Consider the following 20,723-nt stretch of genomic DNA (forward strand, 5'->3'; position numbering starts at 1 on the left):
AAGGTCGCGTTCCTGGCGGCGTGCCGCCATTTGTGAAGAGAGGGGGCAGTTCAAATGAGCATTCGCAAAATCGTATCGCTTGTTGCTGCAGTGGCTTTCACCGCGGTTTCGGCCGCGCCTGCTTTCGCCGTCACCGTGTCGCGCGCCGACGGCCAACCGATGAATCCGAACGGCGAGCCGTTCTCGGCGACGGGGCTCACGAACCTCAGCAAGGGATCGATTACCGCATCCTGCAATGCGACGTTCAACGGCACCATCACGTCGACCGGTATCGTCAACATCACCTCGACGACGTTCACGGGCGGCGCGACGTGCGGCCTGATCAGCGGCAGCGCGAGCAGCACGTCGCCGTGGACGGGGCAGGCCGACAGCACGACGCAACTGTCGATCAACAACGTGAAGGTGAACGTCACGCTGCTCGGCACGTGCGGGCCGAGCAAGGTCGTGATGGCGTGGAGCGACGCGAACTCGTCGCTGACGTTCAACAACGCCACGCTGACGCCGGACTGCACGGTGGGCGGCACGATCCTGACGTCGCCGAAGTTCCACGTGCAGTAAGCGGCGCGCGACCGAAGCGGGGACCCGCCGCGCGGGAGGGCCGTGCGTGAGGATCGGGCGGTTCGCACGCGGGTTGTCGCTTTCGCTTCCTCGATGTATTCGCGTCGTCGCGCTTATCCGCGTGACGACCGGTTGGCCGCCCGTGTCGAGATCCGGCACGGGCGGACCTGCAGGGCAGGCGTGACGCACCGCGCCTCCCGATTCGATTGAAACGAGACTATTCCAATTGGCCGGAACCATGCTTACCGATCCAGCAAAGTATGGCGGTGCCCACGGCGCGACGCCCGACCGGCTGCGCACGGCCGCGTGGCTGCAGTACCTGATCGACCATCTCGACACGGCGGCCTGCGCGATGACCGCGAGCGACGCCGGCGACCCGGCCGTCGTCGCGTCGCACGCGCGACGTGCGGGAACTGGCGCGAGCCTCTCCCGCGAAGCGACCGCGGTCCTGCACCGGCTCGTCCCGTGGATCGCGACCGATGGCGGCGGCTGCGCATGCGACCCGGCCGATCCGTTCGGCGCGTGCTCGCACGTGCCTTCCGTCCGACAACTCGCCGAAGCCGAACGTCGCTGCCCGGGCTCGCGTGCCGTATTCGACACCGCGCACGGCCTGATCGATGCCTGCGCATTCGACGATCCTGACGTCGGCTGGGCCGCGCTCGAACGGATTGCCGATGGCGTCGAATGCAGCGGCGAAGACGCGGGCGCACGCCTCGCGAGCGAACCCGACGGGCAGCGCGAGACACCCAATGCGAAGAACCTGAGAGACAGGCTCGCCGCGGTCGTGGCAACGAGCACGGAAGCACCGACTCGTCCCGGCGCCGTCATCGACGCGATCGTGCTGCGCGCATGCGGCCCGCGCGACGACGCGGCGCGCATCGACGAGATGGCCGCATTCGCGATGTTTTCGGCAGAACTTGCCGCGGGCAACGGCGTTTCGGTTCAGGCGTACGGCGGCCGGCACAACCTCGTCGCGCGGGCGATCCGCACGCACCGCGCCGATCTTGCGTCGGTGGACGGGCTGTTCGCCGCGCTATCCGTGTGCCGGCTCGATCGACTGACAGGCGCCGGCAGTTTCTGGGCCTACTACCTGCTGGCGGGCGTCATGATCGCCGCGCCGGATACGGTGCGGGAAATCGGCCGCGGCTTCCATGGCGACACCTGGCAGGAATGGCTTGATCACGTGCTCGCGTGGCCGGCGGTCAGCCGCTTCGGGCCGAAGGACGATGCGGCATTCGAGCGCCTGCGCGACGCGATGAGCCTGACGTCGCGCAGGAACCCGATCGTGCGTGCGAAACGGATGCGAGGCGTTTCCGTAGCCCGGGCAGGCGGCGCAAGCGGGAAGACGCAATGAAACGCGGCTCGGGGCGAGAACGCCGCGAGCCGCGGGGGAGGGTATCGCGGCGCCCGGTGCGGGCGCTGGATCGATCAGACGGTCTCGGGTTGCCGCACGGCCTTCGCGACATTGCGCGCCGGTGCGCCGTTCGCGACGAAGTACGGCACGTCGACCCGCGCGAGCGGCGTGCGGCCGCGGATCTTGTCGGCGATCTTCTCGGCGATCATGATCGTCGGGGCGTTCAGGTTGCCGGTCGTGATGATCGGCATGATCGACGCATCGACGACGCGCAGCCCGTCGAGCCCGTGCACGCGGCCTTCTTCATCGACCACCGCCATGTCGTCGTAACCCATCTTGCACGAGCACGACGGATGGAACGCGGTTTCCGCGCGGGCGCGCACGAATGCGTCGAGTTCCTTGTCGCTCTTGCAGTCGGCGCCCGGGTTCAGCTCGCGGCCGCGATAGCGGTCGAGCGCGGGCTGCCGCATGATCTCGCGCGTCGCGCGGATCGCATCGCGGAACTCGCGCCAGTCGAGCGCTTCGGCCATGTAGTTGAACAGGATGCTCGGGTGATCGTTCGGGTCGCGCGAGCGCAGCTTCACGCGGCCGCGGCTCGGCGAGCGCATCGAGCCGACGTGCGCCTGGAAGCCGTGCATCTCGATCGCGTTCGAGCCGTTGTAGTTGATCGCCACCGGCAGGAAGTGATACTGGATGTTCGGCCACGGGTCGTCGTCGCGCGTGCGGATGAAGCCGCCCGCCTCGAAGTGGTTGCTCGCGCCGAGGCCCGTGCCGTTCAGCATCCATTCGAGGCCGATCTTCGGCTGGTTCCACCATTTGAGCGCCGGGTACAGCGAGACCGGCTCCTTGCACTCGTACTGGATGTACATCTCCAGGTGGTCCTGCAGATTCTGGCCGACGCCGGGCAGATCGAGCACGACGGGAATGTCGAGTTCCTTCAGCCATGCGCCGGGGCCGACGCCCGAGCGCTGCAGCAGTTGCGGCGACGCGATCGCGCCGCTGCACACGAGCACTTCGCGGCGCGCATGCACGGTCGCGCGCTCGGTGCCGCGCAGGTACGTGACGCCCGACGCGCGCTTGCCGTCGAACAGGATGCGGTCGGCGAGCGCATGCGTGACGATCTCGAGGTTCGGCCGCATCTTCGCCTGGTCGAGGTAGCCGCGTGCGGTGCTCGCGCGGCGGCCCTTCGGCGTGACGGTGCGGTCCATCGGCCCGAAGCCTTCCTGCTGATAGCCGTTCAGGTCGTCGGTGCGCGGATAGCCGGCCTGAACGCCCGCGTCGACCATCGCTTCGAACAGCGGGTTCACGCCCGGCTTGCTGGTCGTGACCGACACGGGGCCGCTGCCGCCGTGATAGTCGTTCGGGCCGACGTCGCGCGTCTCGGCTTTCTTGAAGTACGGCAGGCAGTCGAGATACGTCCAGTTCTCGAGGCCCTTGTGTGTCGACCAGTTGTCGTAGTCGAGCGCGTTGCCGCGGATGTAGCACATCCCGTTGATCAGCGACGAGCCGCCGAGCCCCTTGCCGCGGCCGCATTCCATCCGGCGGTTGTCCATGTGCGGCTCGGGATCGGTCTCGTATGCCCAGTTGTAGCGGCGGCCCTGCAGCGGGTAGGCGAGGGCGGCCGGCATCTGCGTGCGGAAGTCGAAGCGGTAGTCGGGGCCGCCCGCTTCGAGCAGCAGCACCGTGACGTTCGGATCTTCCGTCAGGCGCGTCGCGAGCACGTTGCCCGCGGAACCTGCGCCGCAGATGATGTAGTCGTATTCGCGTGTCGTCATGACGGCTCTCCTTGTATTAGAACACCGGGTTGTAGCGGCCGAGCTCGACCTGCACCGACTTGATTCGAGTGTAGTGCTCGAGCGTCGTGATGCCGTTCTCGCGTCCGACACCCGATTGCTTGTATCCGCCAACCGGCATCTCGGCCGGCGATTCGCCCCACGTGTTGATCCAGCAGATGCCCGCTTCGAGGCGATGGATCGTGCGGTGCGCGCGCGACAGGTTCTCGGTCACGACACCGGCCGCGAGGCCATAGTGCGTGTCGTTGGCACGGGCGATCACTTCGTCCTCCGATTCGAAATCGAGGATGCTCATCACCGGCCCGAAAATCTCTTCGCGCACGATCTTCATGTCGTCGCGGCAGTCGCCGAACACGGTCGGCGCGACGTACTGGCCGTTCGCGAAGTGGCCATCGGTCAGACGCGTGCCGCCCGCGAGCAGCTTCGCGCCTTCTGCCTTGCCGCTTTCGATGAAGCCGAGCACCTTGTCGAGCTGCGCGGCCGACACGAGCGGGCCGAAGTTGGTGTCGGCGTCGGTCGGCTTGCCGACGCGGATGCGCTTCACGCGTTCGAGCACCTTCTGCGTGAACGCGTCCTTGATCGAGCGGTGCACGAACACGCGCGTGCCGTTCGTGCAGACCTGGCCCGAGCTGAAGAAGTTGGCGGTTACCGCGATGTCGGCCGCGCGGTCGAGGTCCGCATCGTCGAACACGATCAGCGGCGACTTGCCGCCGAGCTCCATCGTCACTTCCTTCAGCGACGATGCGCCGGCGAGCGACATCACCTTCTTGCCGGTTTCGACGCCGCCGGTGAACGACACCTTCGCGATGTCCGGGTGGCCGGTGAGCAGCGCGCCGACCGAGCCGTCGCCCTGCACGACGTTGAACACGCCGGCCGGCACGCCGGCTTCCGTATAGATTTCCGCGAGCTTCAGCGCGGTCAGCGGCGTGACTTCGCTGGGCTTGAACACCATCGCGTTGCCGGCCGCGAGCGCGGGCGCCGTCTTCCAGCACGCGATCTGGATCGGGTAGTTCCATGCGCCGATGCCCGCGCACACGCCGAGCGGTTCGCGGCGCGTGTACACGAACGACTCGGCGCGCAGCGGCACCTGCAGCCCTTCGATCGCGGTCGCGAGGCCCGCGTAGTACTCGATCACGTCGGCGCCGGTGACGATGTCGACCGCGAGCGTCTCGCCGATCGGCTTGCCGGTGTCGCGCGTTTCGATCGCCGCGAGCTCGTCGTTGCGCTCGCGCAGCAGGTCGACCGCGCGGCGCAGGATGCGCGAGCGCTGCATCGCGGTCATCGCCGCCCATTCGCGCTGGCCTTCCCGCGCGGACGCAACGGCGCGGTCGACGTCGGCCGCGCTCGCCTGCTGCACCTGCGCGAGCAGCTCGCCGGTGGCCGGGTCGAAGGTGTCGAAAGTCTTGCCGCTGGTGGCGTCGACGTAACCGCCGCCGATGTAGAGGCGCTGCAAACCGTATACGGACATGAGGATCTCCTGGTAGGCGACTGCGTGGCGCGTCAGTCGGACGCGAGCAGCAGGTCGATGTAATCGTGGGCGAGCTTCAACGTGGCTCGGGTGTCGATCGGGCCGCCGGCAAGCGCGCCGCGCAGCCACAGGCCGTCGATCAGCGCGGCGAGGCCGCTGGCGGCTTCGCGCGCTTTCGTGCGCGGCAATGCCTTGGCGAATTCGGCGCACAGGTTCGAATGGAGGCGCCGCGTGTTGACGTGCTGCAGCCGCTTGAGCATCGGGTCGTGCATGCTCTGCGACCAGAACGCGAGCCATGTCTTCATCACCGGCGCGCTGACCTGCGTGTCGTCGAAGTTCGCGGCGACGACGGCACGCAACCGGGAACGCGGGTCCTTGCGTGCGGCGGCGCGGCGGCGCGTGGTGGCCGACCACAGGTCGCGCAGCACGTGCCGCATCGTCGCTTCGAGCAGGCCGTCCTTGTCGCCGAAGTAATGGCTGACGATGCCCGTCGAGATGTTCGCGCGTTGCGCGACCGATGCGAGCGTCGTGCCGGGCAGGCCCGCTTCGTCGATCGAGCGCAGCGTGGCATCGATCAACTGGGCGCGGCGTATCTCCCGCATTCCGACTTTCGGCATCGCGACTCCCCTTCGCCCGGACGGGCCGTTGATGGAAGTCGAGAGCTTAGCGGTTTTTTATTGATTGTTCAATCAACAAAAAATCGGGGCTGAACGGCGGGCCCTGTTCCAAACGGAACGACTCGTCACGCCCGGAGCCATGTGCGGATGCGGAAAAACGCATTGAAAGAAGGTTAATTAAATTTGAATCTGTTTAAAACGCGCTGTGAAAAAATGATGCAATGCGGAGGACCGTTTCTGCGCTCGATTTCATTACAAGGCGAAAGAATGTCGAGGTCTGTAATATTATTCACGATGTGAAATTGCCAAATCGGATTGTGAATGCGTGCGGTTTTGTGAAAGCCGTTTGAATTCGGCGATTTAAACTCAATAAGTAGTTGAAAAATAAGTACAAATGTCAATTTTTCGACGCCAGGAAGCGTTGCGCGCAAACGATTGCGATCGTCCTCGGATGGATTCCGCATACCATAGAAATCGATAAATCAATTTGAATTCGGCGTATTTCATGGCCGAGTAGAGGGATTTTTGGAATGACTTGAGTGGGCAATGTCGACCGTATTAGTATGGCGCCGCACCACGAGGAATGAATGGCGCCGCGCGCGATTGCCGCGGTGCGTCGGCAATCGCGCGCGTCGATCGATCGCGCACGGACCCGGCGCCGGCCATTGTGCACCTGCAGCATGCCGCGACGTCGAGACGCCGCACTCACCGGAGAACGACGATGCCGACCGAAAAACACGTGGTCCCGCTGCCGAACGGTCTGAAGGTCTACGTCGAACGGAACGTGTTCGACCCGGCCTTCGACACGGCGATGCTCGTCAACGGCGCGCTCGCGACGACCGCGTCGTTCGGCCAGACCGTCCAGTATCTCGGCGAGCGGATGAACACAATCTGCTTCGATTTGCCGTATGCGGGGCAGTCGCGGCAGCACAACCCCGGCTGCTCCATCCTGACCAAGGACGACGAAGCCGCGATCCTCCAGTACCTGGTCGAGCGCTTCGCGCCGGCGTTCCTCGTGTCGGTGTCGTGGGGCGGCGTCGCGTCGCTGTTCGCGCTCGCGCGCGGCTGCCCGAGCGTGCGGCGCGCGGCGATCTGTTCGTTCTCGCCATTCCTGAACGACGCGATGGTGGACTACGTGACGCGCGCCCGCGACCACATCGCGGCCGGCGAGAACCTGAAGGCCGCGCAGTTGCTGAACGACACCGTCGGCCGCTATCTGCCGCGCATCATGAAGCTGTACAACTACCGGTATCTCACGCGCTTGCCGCGCGACGAGCAGGACCAGGTCGCGTTCCACGTCGACCAGATCCTGTCGCTGCAGCCCGAGCGCTATTTCAGCGAGTTCGCGAACATCGGCTGCGAGCTGCTGTTCCTGAACGGCGAGCGCGACGAATACACGACGCCGGCCGACGTGCGGCAACTCGGCGCGCACGTGGCGCGCGCGCGGTTCGCGACGGTGCCGGACGCGGGCCACTTCCTCGACATCGAAGGCCGGGCGCAGCGCGAATCCACCCGTACCGCGCTGCTCGAGTTCTTCTGCGGCGAGCCATCTGCCGCGGCCGGGGTCGCACGTGCCGCCGCGCACGCGTGCGTGCCCGCGCCGATGCATGCGCTTTCGTCGTGACGCCATCCGTCGTGCAGCGGGCGCGTCCCGCGCATCCGAATTCCCATCCCAACGAGGCAGGCCAGCCGTGAATATCGTTCAGACCATCGCCATCGTCGTTCCGTGGGCCGCGTGGCTCGCGTACTGGATCGCCACGTCGCAGGGCGTCAAGACGACCGTGCGCAAGGAGGCGTCGCGCTCGCGCACGCTGCAGTCGATTCCGCTGATCGTCGGCGGCGCGTTGATCATCCTGCCCGATCCGTCGTGGCAGGCGCTCGCGCCCGACTGGCAGCGCTTCGGGCTGCAGGCGCAGTGCGGGCTCGCGGTGCTGGTGGCCGGCCTGCTGTTTTCGGTATGGGCGCGGCTGCACCTCGGCACGAACTGGAGCGTGTCGGTCACGCTGAAGGAAAACCACGAACTCGTCCGTACGGGGCCGTATGCGCTCGTGCGTCACCCGATCTATACCGGCTGCCTGATCGCGCTGGTCGGCGCCGCGTTGATCGGCGGCGAATGGCGCGGCGCGATCGGCGTGCTGCTGGTGTTCGCGTCGCTCGCGTACAAGGTGCGCGTCGAGGAGAGCTGGCTGACCGGGCATTTCGGGCCGGCCTATACGCAGTACCGCCGCGAGGTCGCGGCGCTGATCCCCGGCTTCTACTGACCCCGCGAGGCGCGCGATGGCGAAGATGATCGTGACCGCGATCGGTTCGGCGGGCGACGTGCATCCGCTGCTCGGCATCGCGCGCACGCTCGCCGCGCGCGGCCACGAGGTCGTGTTCTGCACGCATGCGCCGTTCGAGGCGGCCGTGCGCCGCTGCGGCTTCGCGTTCGTGCCGGTCGGCACCGCGGCCGACTATGACGCGGCGATGGCGAACCCGGCGCTGTGGGATCCGCGGACGTCGTTCCGCACGCTGTGGCAGGTGATCGCGCCGACGCTGCGCCCGCATTACGACACGCTGCGCGCGCTGACCGATGCCGACACGGTGCTGGTCGGCACGCTGTGGGCGTTCTCCGCGCGCTTCATGCAGGAGCTGCACGGCACGCCGTACGTGTCGGTGCAGGTGTCGCCGTCGACGCTGCTGTCCGCGCATGCACCGCCGACCCACCCGCGCCTGACGATACCCGCGCGCTGGCCGTTGCCGGTGAAGTCGGCGCTGATGACGCTGATCGAGCGCCAGGTGCTGGACCGCGTGTGCGGCCCGGCGCTCGACGCGGTGCGCCGCGGGCTCGGGCTGGCGCCCGCGCGCCGCGTGCTCGGCCGCTGGCTGCATTCGACCGACGGCGTGCTGTGTCTGTTTCCCGGCTGGTTCGCGCCGCCGCAGCCCGACTGGCCGTCGAATCATCTGCAAAGCGGTTTTCCGCTGTTCAACGATATCGCGACACCCGACGACGATGTGGCACTCGATGCGTTTCTCGCGGCCGGCGAAGCCCCGGTCGTGTTCACGGCCGGTTCGACGCTCGTCGATCATGCGGCCTATGCGCGCGCGGTGGCGCACGCGCTGCGCGCGACCGGCGCGCGCGGCATCCTGCTGACGCCGCACGATGCGGCGCAGGACGGCGACCGGCTGCTCGTGCGCCGCTTCGTGCCGATGCGCACGCTGCTGCCGCGTTGCCGCGCGCTCGTGCATCACGGCGGGATCGGCACGGCGGCGCTCGCGTGCGAAGCCGGCATCGTGCAGGTCGTCACGCCGTTCGCGCACGATCAGTTCGACAACGCGCAACGCGTCGTCGCGAACGGCTGCGGCGTGCGTGTCGACGGCCCGCTCGACGGCGCGCGGCTCGGCGCGGCGCTCGCGCGCGTGCTCGACGAACCCGCGTTCGCGGTGCATGCGGAGCGCACGCGTGCGCTGCTCGCGGCCGCGCCGGACGGCTGCGGCGCGGCCGCCGATTTCATCGAACGGTTCGTGCCGAAGCGCGGACGAGCGGCCGCGCGGGCCGATGTCGCGGTGGCCGGCGCATGAGCGCCGCGTCGCCGCTTCACGACGGGGCCGCCGCGCCGCCGGCGTTCGACGTGCCGCCCGCGCCGGCCGCGCAGCCGGTGCGCGGCATCCGGCTCGCGCTGCTGACGTTCGCGCTGTCGCTCGCGACGTTCATCGAAGTGCTCGACTCGACCGTGACGAACGTCGCGGTGCCGGCGATCTCCGGCAGTCTCGGCGTATCGAACAGCCAGGGCACGTGGGTGATCAGCTCGTATTCGGTCGCGGCCGCGATCGCCGTGCCGCTCACCGGCTGGCTCGCACGCCGCGTTGGCGAACTGCGGCTGTTCGTCGGCGCGGTGCTGCTGTTCACGCTGACGTCGCTGATGTGCGGGCTCGCGCGCGACCTGCACGTGCTCGTGATCTGCCGCGCGCTGCAGGGGCTGTGTTCGGGGCCGATGGTGCCGCTGTCGCAGACGATCCTGCTGCGCACCTTTCCTCCGGCCAAACGTACGATCGCGCTCGCACTATGGGCGATGACGGTGCTGCTCGCGCCGATCTTCGGGCCGGTGGTCGGCGGCTGGATCGTCGACAACTTTTCGTGGCCGTGGATCTTCCTGATCAACTTGCCGATCGGGCTGTTCTCGTTCGCGGTGTGCACCGCGATGCTGCGCCCCGACGCGCAGCGCGGCGCGGCCGGCCCGATCGACGTGCCGGGCATCGTGCTGCTCGTGATCGGCGTCGGCTCGCTGCAGGCGATGCTCGATCTCGGCCACGACCGCGGCTGGTTCGATTCGCCGCTGATCGTCACGCTCGCGGTGGTCGCGGCGCTTGCGATCGTGTCGCTGCTGATCTGGGAAGCGGGCGAAGCGCATCCGGTGGTCGACCTGAGCCTGTTTCGCGACCGCACGTTCTCGTTTTGCGTGCTGATCATCTCGCTCGGCATGATGAGCTTCTCCGTGGTCGGCGTGGTGTTTCCGCTGTGGATGCAGGCCGTGATGGGCTACAACGCGTTTCATGCGGGGCTCGCGACCGCGTCGCTCGGCGTGCTCGCGCTCGTATTCTCGATCCTCGTCGGGCTGCGTGCGCACCGTTTCGACGCACGCGTGCTCGCGACGTTCGGCTTTCTCGTGTTCGCGGCCGTGCTCGCGTGGGACGCGCATTTCACGCTGAAGATGACGTTCGCGCAGATCGCAGCACCCGGGCTGATCCAGGGGATCGGGCTGCCGTGCTTCTTCATTCCGCTGACCGCCGCGACGCTGTCGCGCATTCCGGACGACCGGCTCGCCGCCGCGTCGAGCCTGTCGAATTTCCTGCGCACGCTGTCGGCCGCGTTCGGCACCGCGATGAGCGTGACGCTGTGGGACAACCGCGCGACCTATCACTACGACGTCGTGTCCCAATCGGTCACGCATGCGTCGGCGAACACGCAACGCTTCGTGCATGCGCTGAACGCGATGGGCGTGGACGGCGTGCGCGAGCTGACGACGCTGCATCACGTCGTGATGCAGCAGGCCTACATGATGGCGACCAACGACATGTTCTGGATGGCGAGCATGACGTGTCTCGCGCTCGCCGCGATGATGTGGCTGACGCGGCCGAAACGCGGCGCGGCCGCATCGTTCGGACATTGAGAAGAGACCATGACGACACTCGGTGCACTCGTGATCCTGTATCACCCCAGCGACGCACAGCTCGACGCGCTGCGCGCGTGGCGGCACGCGTGCGATGCGCTGCTCGTCGTCGACAACACGCCGCAGGCCGATGCACGGGTGCGCGACCTGTGCGCGCGTGAAGGCATCGCGCTGCTGCATCACGGCAATCGCGGCGGCATCGCGGGCGCGTACAACGCGGGGCTCGCGGCGCTGTTTCGCGACCGCGTCGATGCGGTCGCGCTGTTCGACCAGGATTCGTCGGTGCCGGCCGCGTATTTCCCGACGATGCGCGAGGTCTGCGCGGGGCTTGGCGGGCGCGCGTTCCTCGCCGGCCCGCGCATCTTCGACGAGAACGCGCGCAGCTTCCTGCCGGAACTCGCGACGAACGGCATCGGCCTGCGCCGCCTGCGCATCGAACCGGGCGCGCCGATGCAGCGCTGCGCGTTCCTGATTTCGTCGGGCTGCGTCGTGTCGCGCGATGCGTTCGACGTGCTTGGCCGCTTCGACGAGACGCTGTTCATCGATCACGTCGATACCGAATACAGCTTCCGCGCGCTGTCGCGCAACGTGCCGCTCTATGTCGTGCCGTCGCTGGTGCTGTCGCACCGGATCGGCGCGAAACGGCGGCATGCGATCGGCCCTTTCGAAATGACGTCGATGAACCATTCGTGGCAACGGCGCTACTACAGCGCGCGCAATGCGGTGCAGCTCGGGATGCAGTACGGGCTGCGTTTTCCGGTGGCGCTCGTGCCGAACCTGCTGACCGTGTGGCAGGTGGTGCAGATCGCGCTCGTCGAGCGCGACAAGCGCGCGAAGCTGGCCGGCATCCTGTTCGGCGTCGCGGACGGCCTGTTCGGCCGGCTCGGCCCGCTCGAGCGCACGCGGCCGCGTCTGGCCGCGCGGGCGCAGCGCGTTCGGCAGGGGTGACGATGCGTCGGATGAAGCAAGCGGCGCGTTCGCCGCGTGGCGTGAAGGGCGGCGCGATGATCGCGGCCGCCGCGGCATTGCTCGCGTTGAGCGGATGCGTGCCGTCGGGCTTTCTGCCGTCGCTGTCGCTGCGCGCGCCGGCCGACGATGCGCTCGTGCATACCGCCGGCCCCGGCCCAAACGGCGCGTGGCCGGCGCCCGACTGGGTGAAGCAGCTACAGGATCCGCAGCTCGACGACCTGGTGGCCGAGGCGTCGCGGAACAGTCCCGATGTGCAGGTTGCACAGGCGCGGTTGCGCATCGCGCAGGCACAGCTTCAGCAGTTCGATTCGCTGACCGGGCTGACGGGCACGGCCGGCGCGACGATCAGCCGCGCGCGGATGCCGAAGCCCGGCGACATCGCGGACGTGACGGCCGGCGGCTATCGCGTGCCGGTGCAGATTTTCGGCGATCCGAACGTGTCGCCGTCGTCGATCTTCGTCGGACTGAACTACCAGCTCGACCTGTGGGGCAAGAACCGCGCGGCGACGAAGAGCCTGATGTCGTTGCGCGACGCCGCCGGCGTCGAGGCCGAACAGGTGCGGCTCACGCTGGCCGTCGCGATCGTCACCGTGTATTGCCAGCTCGATCAGGCGTACGCGGTGCGCGACCTGTTGCAGCAGAAGCTGAAGATCAGCCAGCGCGTGACGGCCGTGCTGCGCGAGCGCACCGCGCGTGGCCTCGACAATGCGTACGACGCGAGCGACGCGGCGATCAAGCGCAGCCGCGTGCTCGAACAGATCGCGCTGAACGACGAGCAGATCAAGCTCGCGCAACTGCAACTCGGCGTGCTGTCGGGCCGCGGCCCGGAGCGCGGGCTCGCGCTGCAGCGGCCGCGCGTGGGCGCGTTCGCGGGCGGCGCGCTGCCCGCCCGGCTGCCGGCCGATCTGCTCGGCCGCCGGCCCGACATCGTCGCCGCGCGGCTGCGGGTCGAGGCCGCGTTCGCGAACGCCGATTCGACGCGCGCGCAGTTCTATCCGGATGTGAACCTCGTCGCGCTCGGCGGCGTGTTCGCGCTGACGCCCGCGTCGCTGTTCTCGCGCGATTCGCTCGCCGGCTCCGTCGGCCCCGCGATCTCGCTGCCGATCTTCGATCGCGGCCGGCTGAAGGCGAAGCTCGGCGCGGACGTCGCGCAGGCCGACGTCGCGATCGGGCTGTACAACAAGACCGTCGACGACGCGCTCGGGCAGGTCGCGCAACTCGTCACGTCGCTGCAGACGTCGCAGACGCTCGTCGCGCAGCAGCAGGATGCGGTCGCGGCCGCGCAGAAGATCGTGCAGATCGCGGCGGACCGGCATCGGCGCGGCGTGCTGATGCAGAAGGACGTCGATGTCGCGGATCTCACGCTGATCGACGAGCGCGCGCAGATGATCGCGTTGCTCGGCAAGCAGCGGACGCTGCGCGTCGGGCTGATCGGCGCGCTGGGCGGCGGGTTCGATGCGGACGCAACGGTCGTGCAGGCGCGAGCGCCGGCCGTGCAGCGGGCGCGCAGCGGGGCGGCGGCCGGACGCGGCGCGCCGGCCGCCGTGGCCGCGAACCGGGCAGCGGTAGCCGGCCCGTCGAACGACTCGCCCGCGCGGAGCGCCACGGTTTCACCGGCCGCCGCCACGACGAGGGCCGTGTCCACGCCTGAATCCGCACGACGCGACGACACCGCGCGCCCGTCCACGGTCGGCGCGACCCACTCCGACCCGACGCCGCGTGGCACCCCCGTTCTTGCAGGTACGGCCTCGGCGAGCCCGATGCCGGGCCCGGCGCCGATGCCCGCGATTCCCGTGTTCCAGCACGATCGTCTGATCGTCACGCAAAGCGACTGATGAACTGATGCACCACGACAACCTTCATTCCGCCGCGCCGCCGGCCGCGGTGAACGACCCGGCCCTCGATGCACGCCGCGCGACGCGCCGCAAGCGCTTCACCGTGTTCCTCGCGATCGTGCTGCTGGCCGCGATCGCGTGGGTCGCGTACTGGCTGTCGAGCGCCCGCTATGACGAAGACACCGACGACGCGTACGTCGCGGGCAGCATCGTGCAGGTCGCCGCGCAGATTCCGGGCACCGTGACCGACGTGCAGGTCGCCGATACGCAGGCCGTGCGCGCGGGGCAGACGCTCGTGAAGCTCGACGACACCGAGGCGTCCGTCGCGTTCGCGCAGGCGAAGGCGCAGCTCGCACAGGCGGTGCGGCAGGTCGCGAACGCGAAGATCTCGAACACGATGTACGTCGAGGCCGTGAATGCGCGCCGCGCCGACCTGTCGCTGGCGCAGCGCGCGCTGGCCGCGCGTTCGGGCGCCTCGGTCGAAATCGTCGCGCCCGAAGAACTGGCGCGGGCCCGCGCGGCGGTGGCCGGCGCGCAGGCGAACCTCGCGGCCGCGCAGGCGCAGCTCGACGCGGCGCGCGCGCTCGGCAGCAAGCTTCCCGTCGACGAAAGCCCGGCCGTCGTGCAGGCGGCCGCGCAATTCAAGCTCGCGTACCGGAACCTGAAGCGCACGACGATCGTCGCGCCGGTCGACGGCACGATCGGGCAGCGCTCGGTGCAGGTCGGCCAGCAGGTCGGGCCCGGTGTGCCGCTGATGTCGATCGTGCAGCTCGACCGGCTGTGGGTCGAGGCGAATTTCAAGGAAGGGCAGATTCGCCACATGCGCGTCGGGCAGCCGGTCGAGGTCGTGTCGGATCTCTACGGCTCGCGCGTCGCCTATCGCGGCCGCGTACAGGGCTTCTCGGCGGGCACGGGCAGCGCGTTCTCGATGCTGCCGTCGCAGAACGCGGCCGGCAACTGGATCAAGGTCGTGCAGCGCGTGCCGGTCGTGATCGCGCTCGATCCGCGCGACCTCGCCGCGCATCCGCTGCGCGTCGGGCTGTCGATGCGCGCGACGGTCGACACGCACGACCGCAACGGCCACGCGCTCGACAGCGAGCCGCCGACGCCGGCCGTCAGCACGCGCGTGCACGACGGCGTCGCGAGCGATGCGGAGGCCGCCGCCGCCGCGATCATCCGCGAGAATCAGCGCGGGTAGCGCCCGCCGTCGCGGCGGCGGCCGGCCGCGAGGGTTGGTCCGACCCCGGTGCGTTTCGCACCCGGAGCGTCCCCGTCGTTTCCCGCCCGACTTTCGTATTTCCGCCATCGATGTCGGCGCCGATCAAACGCGTGTCGCGTTTGAGACATCGGCGCCCCTGCCTCCCGGACTACTCTCGAACAGCACGTTGCGTGTGCGCCGCATGAGCCGGCGCGCCGCCGCGCCATCCAACGAGACATGGAGACAATACGATGAGCAGCAATCGAGGTGTCGTCTATCTTGGGCCGGGCAAGGTCGAAGTCCAGAAAATCGATTATCCGAAGATGGTCGACCCGACCGGCCGCGCGATCGGCCACGGCGTGATCCTGAAGGTGGTCAGCACGAACATCTGCGGCTCCGACCAGCACATGGTGCGTGGCCGCACGACCGCGCCGATCGGCCTCGTGCTCGGTCACGAGATCACCGGCGAAGTGGTCGAAGTGGGCCGCGACGTCGAGACGCTGAAGATCGGCGATCTCGTGTCGGTGCCGTTCAACGTCGCGTGCGGCCGCTGCGCGATGTGCAAGGACACGCATACGGGCGTGTGCCTGAACGTGAACCCGTCGCGTGCGGGCGGCGCGTACGGCTACGTCGACATGGGCGGCTGGATCGGCGGCCAGGCCGAATACGTGCTCGTGCCGTATGCCGATTTCAACCTGCTGAAATTCCCGGATCGCGATCAGGCGATGGCGAAGATCCGCGATCTGACCTGCCTGTCCGACATTCTGCCGACCGGTTATCACGGTGCGGTGAGCGCGGGCGTGAAGCCCGGTTCGACGGTCTATATCGCGGGCGCGGGCCCGGTCGGCATGGCGGCGGCCGCATCGGCGCGCCTGCTCGGCGCGGCCGTGACGATCGTCGGCGACATGAATGCGGAACGGCTCGCGCACGCACGGGCGATGGGGTTCGAGACGGTCGACCTGTCGAAGGACGCGTCGCTCGGCGAGCAGATCGAGCAGATCCTCGGCGTGCCCGAGATCGACTGCGCGGTCGATTGCGTCGGCTTCGAGGCGCACGGCCACGGTTCGTCGGGCCATTCGGAGGAAGCGCCCGCGACGGTGCTGAACTCGCTGATGGAGATCACGCGCCCGGCCGGCGCGATCGGCATCCCGGGCCTGTACGTGACGGACGATCCGGGCGCGAAGGACAAGGCTGCGCAGCATGGCAGCCTGAGCATCCGCTTCGGCCTCGGCTGGGCGAAGTCGCATTCGTTCTTCACGGGCCAGACGCCGGTGCTCAAGTACAACCGCAACCTGATGCAGGCGATCCTGTTCGACCGGCTGCCGATCGCGAAGATCGTCAACGTCGAAGTGATTTCGCTCGACCAGGCGCCGGAAGGCTACAAGAAGTTCGACGGCGGCGCGCCGCGCAAATTCGTGATCGATCCGCACGGGTTGCTGGCGGCGTGATGCGCTGGCGTTCGACACGCGACGCGTGACGCGAGAACGGGCGGCTCCGGAAACGGGCCGCCCGTTTTTCGTTGCGGGAGCGAAGGGCAGCGCAACGCGGCGACCGGCGACCCCCGATCGTGCGGCGTCGCGGCGATCGTCGTCGCGCGCTGACGAACCGTTCATTACCGTGCGGCCGGATTCGCGCGCACACGCACAGGTCACGAACGCCGTTGTATGAAGAGCGGCCGGGAAAAGCGAATCGTCGCGCGCGGGCCCGGGCCACGCTCAGTGGCCGCGATAGAGCTTCGCGATTTCGGCGTGGCTGGCCGCGACGCGACGTGCACGCCCGGTGTGCGCGCTGACGCGGCGGATCGCGCGCGTGCGATGGGCGGTGTCGCGGTTGCCTTTCCAGTCGGCTCCGCGGATTGCGCCGGCGCGCGTCCGGTCAGGTACGCGCAACGATGGCGCGGCCTGCGCAACCGCCATCGGGCGAGCGGGTTTGACGGCGACCGGGGCACCCTGTTGCGGATCGGCCGCCACTTGCGTTGCATCAGGCGAATGGAACGGGTAGACGGGTGCGGGCAAGACCGGCAGGAACGGATCGTTCGACGCGGGCAACCCGGTTTCGGTCGCGACGGCGGCCGGCGTACCGGACCCGCGACAAACGAGATCGGCCTTGCAGGTCTGGTCGACCGTCACGTAGCCGCCGACGAGCAGTACGACCGTGAGGATGCTCAGGATCGGCGCGCTCGACGCGCGCGGCCGCTGGAAAGCCGCGTTGCGCAGCGCGCGGGCGACGCGCGACGACCACGTGTGGAACGACCGCGGCGCGTGCGCGGCGTGTGCGTCGGCCGGTCGGCGATCGATCGGCTCGAACGGCCCGTTCCATTGACCGCAGACGGGGCAGTGCTCGAGTGCGCGGAACGCGACGAAGCCGCATTCGCGGCAGCGGCAGCACGTCGCGTGCCGCGATTCGGCGCGCGCATTCAGCACGGCACGCCACGCATCGCGCGCGCGGACGCTTCGATTGGGCAGGACGCGCATCGTCAGCAACCGATGAACGCTATCGTCGGGCTGCACATCGACGGTCGTTCGCATGCGGCGTTCATGAGATTCTCCATAACATCGGACGCTTGGAACCCGTTCGTCCGCGGCTGCCTTCCGCTTCATTGTTTGTCGCTCGCGCGCGAAACGCAAGGCGCTTCTCGCGCGTCGCGTGCCGCTCGTTTCGTGCTAACTGCCGTGCCGCTGTCGCGCCGCGAGCGTGCCGAGCGTCTCCAGTGCGCGCTCGACGGCCGGCGTCCACGGCCGCCCGTAGTTGAGTCGCACATAGCGGCGAAAGCCGCCGGTCGCGGAGAAGAGCGGCCCGGGCGCGATGCTGACGCCGCTTTCCATCGCATCGCCGAACAGGTGCATCGCATCCACGTGCGGCGGCAACTCGATCCACAGGAAATACCCGCCGCGCGGCGCGAACACTTCGGTGTCCGCCGGAAAATACGCGCGCACGGCCGACAACATTTGCGCCTGGTGCGCGGCGAGATTGCGCCGCAGCTTGCGCAGGAACCGGTCGTATGCGCCGTCGCGCAGGTAGCTCGAAATCGCCATCTGCGCGGGGACGTCGGCGGCCGGCGCGCTCGCGCCTTTGGCCTGCCGGATCTGCCCCACGAAGCGACCGGCCGCGACCCAGCCGATCCGGAAGCCGGGCGCGAGGCACTTCGAGAACGACCCGCAATGCAGGACGAGCCCGTTATCGTCGTACAGTTTCGCGGGGCGTGTGGGCGCCGTGCCGAACTGCAGTTCGCCATACACGTCGTCCTCGATCAGCGGCACGCCGCGCGACGCGAGCAGGTCGATCAGAGCGCGCTTGCGCTCGTCGGTCAGCGTCGCGCCGGTGGGATTGTGGAGCGACGTCATGAACCAGCACGCGCGCACCGGATGCGTATCGAGCGCCTCGGCGAGCGCGTCGAGGTCGAGGCCCGTGCGCGGGTCGACCGGAATCTCGACGGCCTTCAGGTGCAGGCACTGGACGGCCTGCAACACCGCGTGGAATGCCGGCCGCTCGATCGCGACGATGTCGCCCGGACGTGTCAGCGCCTGCAGACTGAGCGTCAGCGCTTCGATCGCCCCCGTCGTGATGACGATTTCCTCCAGCGGCAGCGACGCACCCGCGTTCAGGTAGCGCAACGCGATCTGGCGGCGCAGCGGGTCGTAGCCGGGCGGCAGGCCCTCCAGCAGTTTCGTGCGATCCATGTGGCGGGCGGCCGACGCCACGTGACGCCACAGGCTGCTCATCGGAAACAGCGAATAGCTCGCGAATGCCGAGCCGAGCGGCACGATGTCGTCGCACTTGAGCGAATCGAGCAGGCGGGGCAGCGCGTCATCGTCGTCGGCTTGCACGGCGGCCGGCTTGCGCGGCGGATCGCGGCCGAACCGTACGTGCTTGTCCGCGAGATTCGCGACGAAATAGCCGGAGCGCGCCCGCGCGACGATCAGGCCCTCGCTTTCCAGCGCGTAGTACGCACGAAACACCGTGGACGGGCTCACGCGATACGCGCGGCATGCCGCGCGCACGGTAGGGATGCGCGCGCCGGCCGCCAGGTCGCCGCGCCGGATGGCGTCGGCGATCGTCTTTGCCAGCACCGCATAGCGCTTCATGCGTGCCCTCCGGCCGTTGGACCTCGATGACAAAGAGTAGTACGGCAGCCGTCACGTGCAAGCGCGCCCCATATCGCTGATCCGCATGTTTTGTGAGCGCTCTGATCCTGTTCTTTCGTCTGACAAGCGGGCATCCTCTCGCAAGCTTTGTTCCCGCTGTCCGACCGATACGGAATTCACGCTGCCCGACCGCGAATCCGTGACGCCCGCGCGTGTCGCGCGAGTCCTTTTCTGCGGCGTCCTTACCTTACCCGAAAGCATCCAGCGTGAAACTGAAGACCCTCGTCGCCGGCCTCGTGGCCGGCATCGCCCTCAACCTGTTCGGCGGCGTCGCAGCCGCAGCCTGCGTCAACAATCCCGCCGCCCAGCCGAACGCGACGTTCCCCGCCGCGCTCACCGGAAAGCTCGTCTATCACAGCTACGTCAAGTACGGCGACGGCACGAGCCAGCTTTTCCTCTACGACTTCTCGGCCCATACGCTGACGCAGCTCAGCAAAAGCGCGTGGGGCATCACCGATCCGATGAACGGCGTGTTCAGCCCTGACGGCAAGTGGCTCGCGTTCATGGGCATCAGCAACGGCGCATGGAACGTGTTCATGCTGCAGCTCGGCACGGGCACGCCGCCCGTCAACATGACGCACAGCACGGGCGCCACGCGCAACGAGGATCCGAAGTTCAGCACGGACGGCAAGACGCTCGTGTTCAAGCAGAACGGCGACGTCAAGCAGGCGACGCTGTCGTACACGAGCGCGGGCCCGGTGTTCACGTCGGTGGTGAGCCTGACGAACGCACCGGCCGGCGCCGAGTACTCGATGCCGTTCCTCGCGCCGGACGCGAGCGCCGTGTACTACGCGACCGGCACCGGCGCGAACATGGGGCTGATGAAGCGCACGCTCGCGACCGGCGCGACCGCCGTGTCCGATCGTCCGGCCGGGCTGCAGACGTACTACCCGACCGTGCGTGCGGACGGCATGGTGTACTACGCACGCTGGAAGGACAGCGGCGGGGCCGACCAGATCTATGCGAAGACGGCCGACCCGGCCTCGACGCCGAGCGCGCTCGCGCTCAACGACTGCATGAGCAACAACTCGGATCCGGCGCCGGTCAGCGGTACGAACTACCTGTTCTTCTCGTCGACGACGGCGGGCGGCTATCAGCTGTACGTCGGCGACGTGACGACCGGGCAGCGCTGGAGCCTGTCGCAGTTCGGCGTGAATGCCGACGCGACGAAGGCGAAGCTCGGCGCGAACTACTACGGCGGCCCGGCCGTTACACGCACGCTGCTGTCGCAAGGGCGGCCGGCCGCGGCGTCGGCGAGCTACAACGCGTCGCTCACGCCGGACAAGGCCTTCGACGGCAACACGACGAGCACGCGCTGGGATTCACCCGAAGGCGCCGGCGTCGATCCGCAATGGATCTCGGTCGATCTCGGCGCGACGAAGGCGATCAGCAGCATCGATCTGTACTGGGATGCGGGTGCGCTCGTCTACCAGATCCAGACGTCGAACGACAACGCGAACTGGACGACGATCTACTCGACGAGCAACGGCGTGTCGTACGGGCATGTGACGCTGCCGAACCTGAAGGCGCAGGGCCGCTACGTGCGGATGCTCGGCACGAAGCGGGCGACGCAGTGGGGGTATTCGCTCGATGAAATGCAGGTGTGGGGATCGTAAGCGCAAACGGAAAGCGGCCT

Annotated in this window: 16 protein-coding genes; 11 read left to right on the top strand and 5 right to left on the bottom strand. The window is 68.3% G+C overall.

Going from position 1 to position 20,723, the window contains the following annotated elements; all coding sequences use genetic code 11:
* Positions 1–54: 54 nt before the first annotated feature.
* A complete protein-coding gene (locus C5F75_RS30180; protein WP_059642351.1) occupies positions 55–558 on the top strand; it encodes a hypothetical protein in 504 nt (167 codons plus the stop codon).
* Positions 559–796: 238 nt separating this feature from the next.
* The gene (locus C5F75_RS30185) at positions 797–1,912 is read left to right on the top strand and encodes a hypothetical protein (protein WP_104013192.1); all 1,116 of its coding nucleotides are present in this window, start codon (positions 797–799) and stop codon (positions 1,910–1,912) included.
* Positions 1,913–1,986: 74 nt separating this feature from the next.
* Here C5F75_RS30185 and betA read toward each other — a convergent pair whose 3' ends face one another.
* Genes betA through betI form a run of 3 tightly spaced genes read right to left on the bottom strand, consistent with a single transcriptional unit; the run spans position 1,987 to position 5,790 of the window.
* Positions 1,987–3,687 (bottom strand): choline dehydrogenase, encoded by a 1,701-nt coding sequence (gene betA / locus C5F75_RS30190; RefSeq protein WP_059583226.1) that lies wholly within the window; start codon positions 3,685–3,687, stop codon positions 1,987–1,989.
* A gap of 16 nt (positions 3,688–3,703) precedes the next feature.
* Positions 3,704–5,173, bottom strand: a complete 1,470-nt coding sequence (gene betB / locus C5F75_RS30195) for a betaine-aldehyde dehydrogenase (RefSeq protein WP_059583225.1) — start codon at positions 5,171–5,173, stop codon at positions 3,704–3,706.
* Between the two features lie 32 nt (positions 5,174–5,205).
* Positions 5,206–5,790 (bottom strand): transcriptional regulator BetI, encoded by a 585-nt coding sequence (betI, locus tag C5F75_RS30200; RefSeq protein WP_059583223.1) that lies wholly within the window; start codon positions 5,788–5,790, stop codon positions 5,206–5,208.
* Positions 5,791–6,511: 721 nt separating this feature from the next.
* Between betI and C5F75_RS30210 the strand changes: the two genes are divergently transcribed.
* The 8 genes from C5F75_RS30210 to fdhA all read left to right on the top strand — a co-directional run bounded on the left by C5F75_RS30210 (position 6,512) and on the right by fdhA (position 16,390).
* A complete protein-coding gene (locus C5F75_RS30210) occupies positions 6,512–7,414 on the top strand; it encodes an alpha/beta fold hydrolase (RefSeq protein ID WP_059583275.1) in 903 nt (300 codons plus the stop codon).
* Positions 7,415–7,481: 67 nt separating this feature from the next.
* Positions 7,482–8,051 carry a methyltransferase family protein gene (locus C5F75_RS30215; protein ID WP_059583221.1) on the top strand — a complete coding sequence of 190 codons (570 nt, stop codon included), beginning with the start codon at positions 7,482–7,484 and terminating at the stop codon, positions 8,049–8,051.
* Between the two features lie 16 nt (positions 8,052–8,067).
* Positions 8,068–9,351 (top strand): glycosyltransferase, encoded by a 1,284-nt coding sequence (locus tag C5F75_RS30220; protein ID WP_059583220.1) that lies wholly within the window; start codon positions 8,068–8,070, stop codon positions 9,349–9,351.
* The gene (locus C5F75_RS30225; RefSeq protein ID WP_059583218.1) at positions 9,348–10,940 is read left to right on the top strand and encodes a DHA2 family efflux MFS transporter permease subunit; all 1,593 of its coding nucleotides are present in this window, start codon (positions 9,348–9,350) and stop codon (positions 10,938–10,940) included. Before C5F75_RS30220 ends, C5F75_RS30225 begins: the two co-directional genes overlap by 4 nt.
* Positions 10,941–10,949: 9 nt before the next feature.
* A complete protein-coding gene (locus C5F75_RS30230) occupies positions 10,950–11,888 on the top strand; it encodes a glycosyltransferase family 2 protein (RefSeq protein ID WP_059583216.1) in 939 nt (312 codons plus the stop codon).
* A 2-nt stretch (positions 11,889–11,890) separates the two neighbouring features.
* Positions 11,891–13,744, top strand: a complete 1,854-nt coding sequence (locus C5F75_RS30235) for an efflux transporter outer membrane subunit (RefSeq protein ID WP_181035494.1) — start codon at positions 11,891–11,893, stop codon at positions 13,742–13,744.
* Between the two features lie 7 nt (positions 13,745–13,751).
* Positions 13,752–14,942, top strand: a complete 1,191-nt coding sequence (locus C5F75_RS30240; RefSeq protein ID WP_104013193.1) for an HlyD family secretion protein — start codon at positions 13,752–13,754, stop codon at positions 14,940–14,942.
* A 251-nt stretch (positions 14,943–15,193) separates the two neighbouring features.
* Positions 15,194–16,390, top strand: coding sequence for a formaldehyde dehydrogenase, glutathione-independent (gene fdhA / locus C5F75_RS30250; RefSeq protein WP_044844368.1), 1,197 nt, complete (start codon positions 15,194–15,196; stop codon positions 16,388–16,390).
* Positions 16,391–16,657: 267 nt separating this feature from the next.
* On the opposite strand, the gene C5F75_RS30255 is transcribed toward fdhA, so the two are convergent.
* The gene (locus tag C5F75_RS30255; protein WP_104013278.1) at positions 16,658–17,416 is read right to left on the bottom strand and encodes a hypothetical protein; all 759 of its coding nucleotides are present in this window, start codon (positions 17,414–17,416) and stop codon (positions 16,658–16,660) included.
* Between the two features lie 189 nt (positions 17,417–17,605).
* Entirely contained in the window at positions 17,606–19,027 is a 1,422-nt protein-coding gene (locus C5F75_RS30260) for an aminotransferase-like domain-containing protein (RefSeq protein ID WP_089465738.1), read from the bottom strand.
* 266 nt (positions 19,028–19,293) lie between these two features.
* Between C5F75_RS30260 and C5F75_RS30265 the strand changes: the two genes are divergently transcribed.
* Positions 19,294–20,703, top strand: a complete 1,410-nt coding sequence (locus tag C5F75_RS30265; RefSeq protein WP_104013194.1) for a galactose-binding domain-containing protein — start codon at positions 19,294–19,296, stop codon at positions 20,701–20,703.
* Positions 20,704–20,723 lie beyond the last annotated feature (20 nt).

The organism is Burkholderia anthinoferrum, from assembly GCF_002925705.1.
In the GTDB taxonomy this organism is placed as follows: domain Bacteria; phylum Pseudomonadota; class Gammaproteobacteria; order Burkholderiales; family Burkholderiaceae; genus Burkholderia; species Burkholderia semiarida.

Excerpts from the sequence above, each read along its gene's own strand:
- betI (WP_059583223.1), bottom strand. The coding sequence starts at position 5,790 with ATGCCGAAAGTCGGAATGCGGGAGATACGCCGCGCCCAGTTGATCGAT.
- betA (WP_059583226.1), bottom strand. The coding sequence starts at position 3,687 with ATGACGACACGCGAATACGACTACATCATCTGCGGCGCAGGTTCCGCG.
- C5F75_RS30260 (WP_089465738.1), bottom strand. The coding sequence starts at position 19,027 with ATGAAGCGCTATGCGGTGCTGGCAAAGACGATCGCCGACGCCATCCGG.
- C5F75_RS30235 (WP_181035494.1), top strand. The coding sequence starts at position 11,891 with ATGCGTCGGATGAAGCAAGCGGCGCGTTCGCCGCGTGGCGTGAAGGGC.
- C5F75_RS30230 (WP_059583216.1), top strand. The coding sequence starts at position 10,950 with ATGACGACACTCGGTGCACTCGTGATCCTGTATCACCCCAGCGACGCA.
- fdhA (WP_044844368.1), top strand. The coding sequence starts at position 15,194 with ATGAGCAGCAATCGAGGTGTCGTCTATCTTGGGCCGGGCAAGGTCGAA.
- betB (WP_059583225.1), bottom strand. The coding sequence starts at position 5,173 with ATGTCCGTATACGGTTTGCAGCGCCTCTACATCGGCGGCGGTTACGTC.
- C5F75_RS30225 (WP_059583218.1), top strand. The coding sequence starts at position 9,348 with ATGAGCGCCGCGTCGCCGCTTCACGACGGGGCCGCCGCGCCGCCGGCG.
- C5F75_RS30185 (WP_104013192.1), top strand. The coding sequence starts at position 797 with ATGCTTACCGATCCAGCAAAGTATGGCGGTGCCCACGGCGCGACGCCC.
- C5F75_RS30240 (WP_104013193.1), top strand. The coding sequence starts at position 13,752 with ATGCACCACGACAACCTTCATTCCGCCGCGCCGCCGGCCGCGGTGAAC.
- C5F75_RS30255 (WP_104013278.1), bottom strand. The coding sequence starts at position 17,416 with ATGCGCGTCCTGCCCAATCGAAGCGTCCGCGCGCGCGATGCGTGGCGT.
- C5F75_RS30210 (WP_059583275.1), top strand. The coding sequence starts at position 6,512 with ATGCCGACCGAAAAACACGTGGTCCCGCTGCCGAACGGTCTGAAGGTC.
- C5F75_RS30220 (WP_059583220.1), top strand. The coding sequence starts at position 8,068 with ATGGCGAAGATGATCGTGACCGCGATCGGTTCGGCGGGCGACGTGCAT.
- C5F75_RS30180 (WP_059642351.1), top strand. The coding sequence starts at position 55 with ATGAGCATTCGCAAAATCGTATCGCTTGTTGCTGCAGTGGCTTTCACC.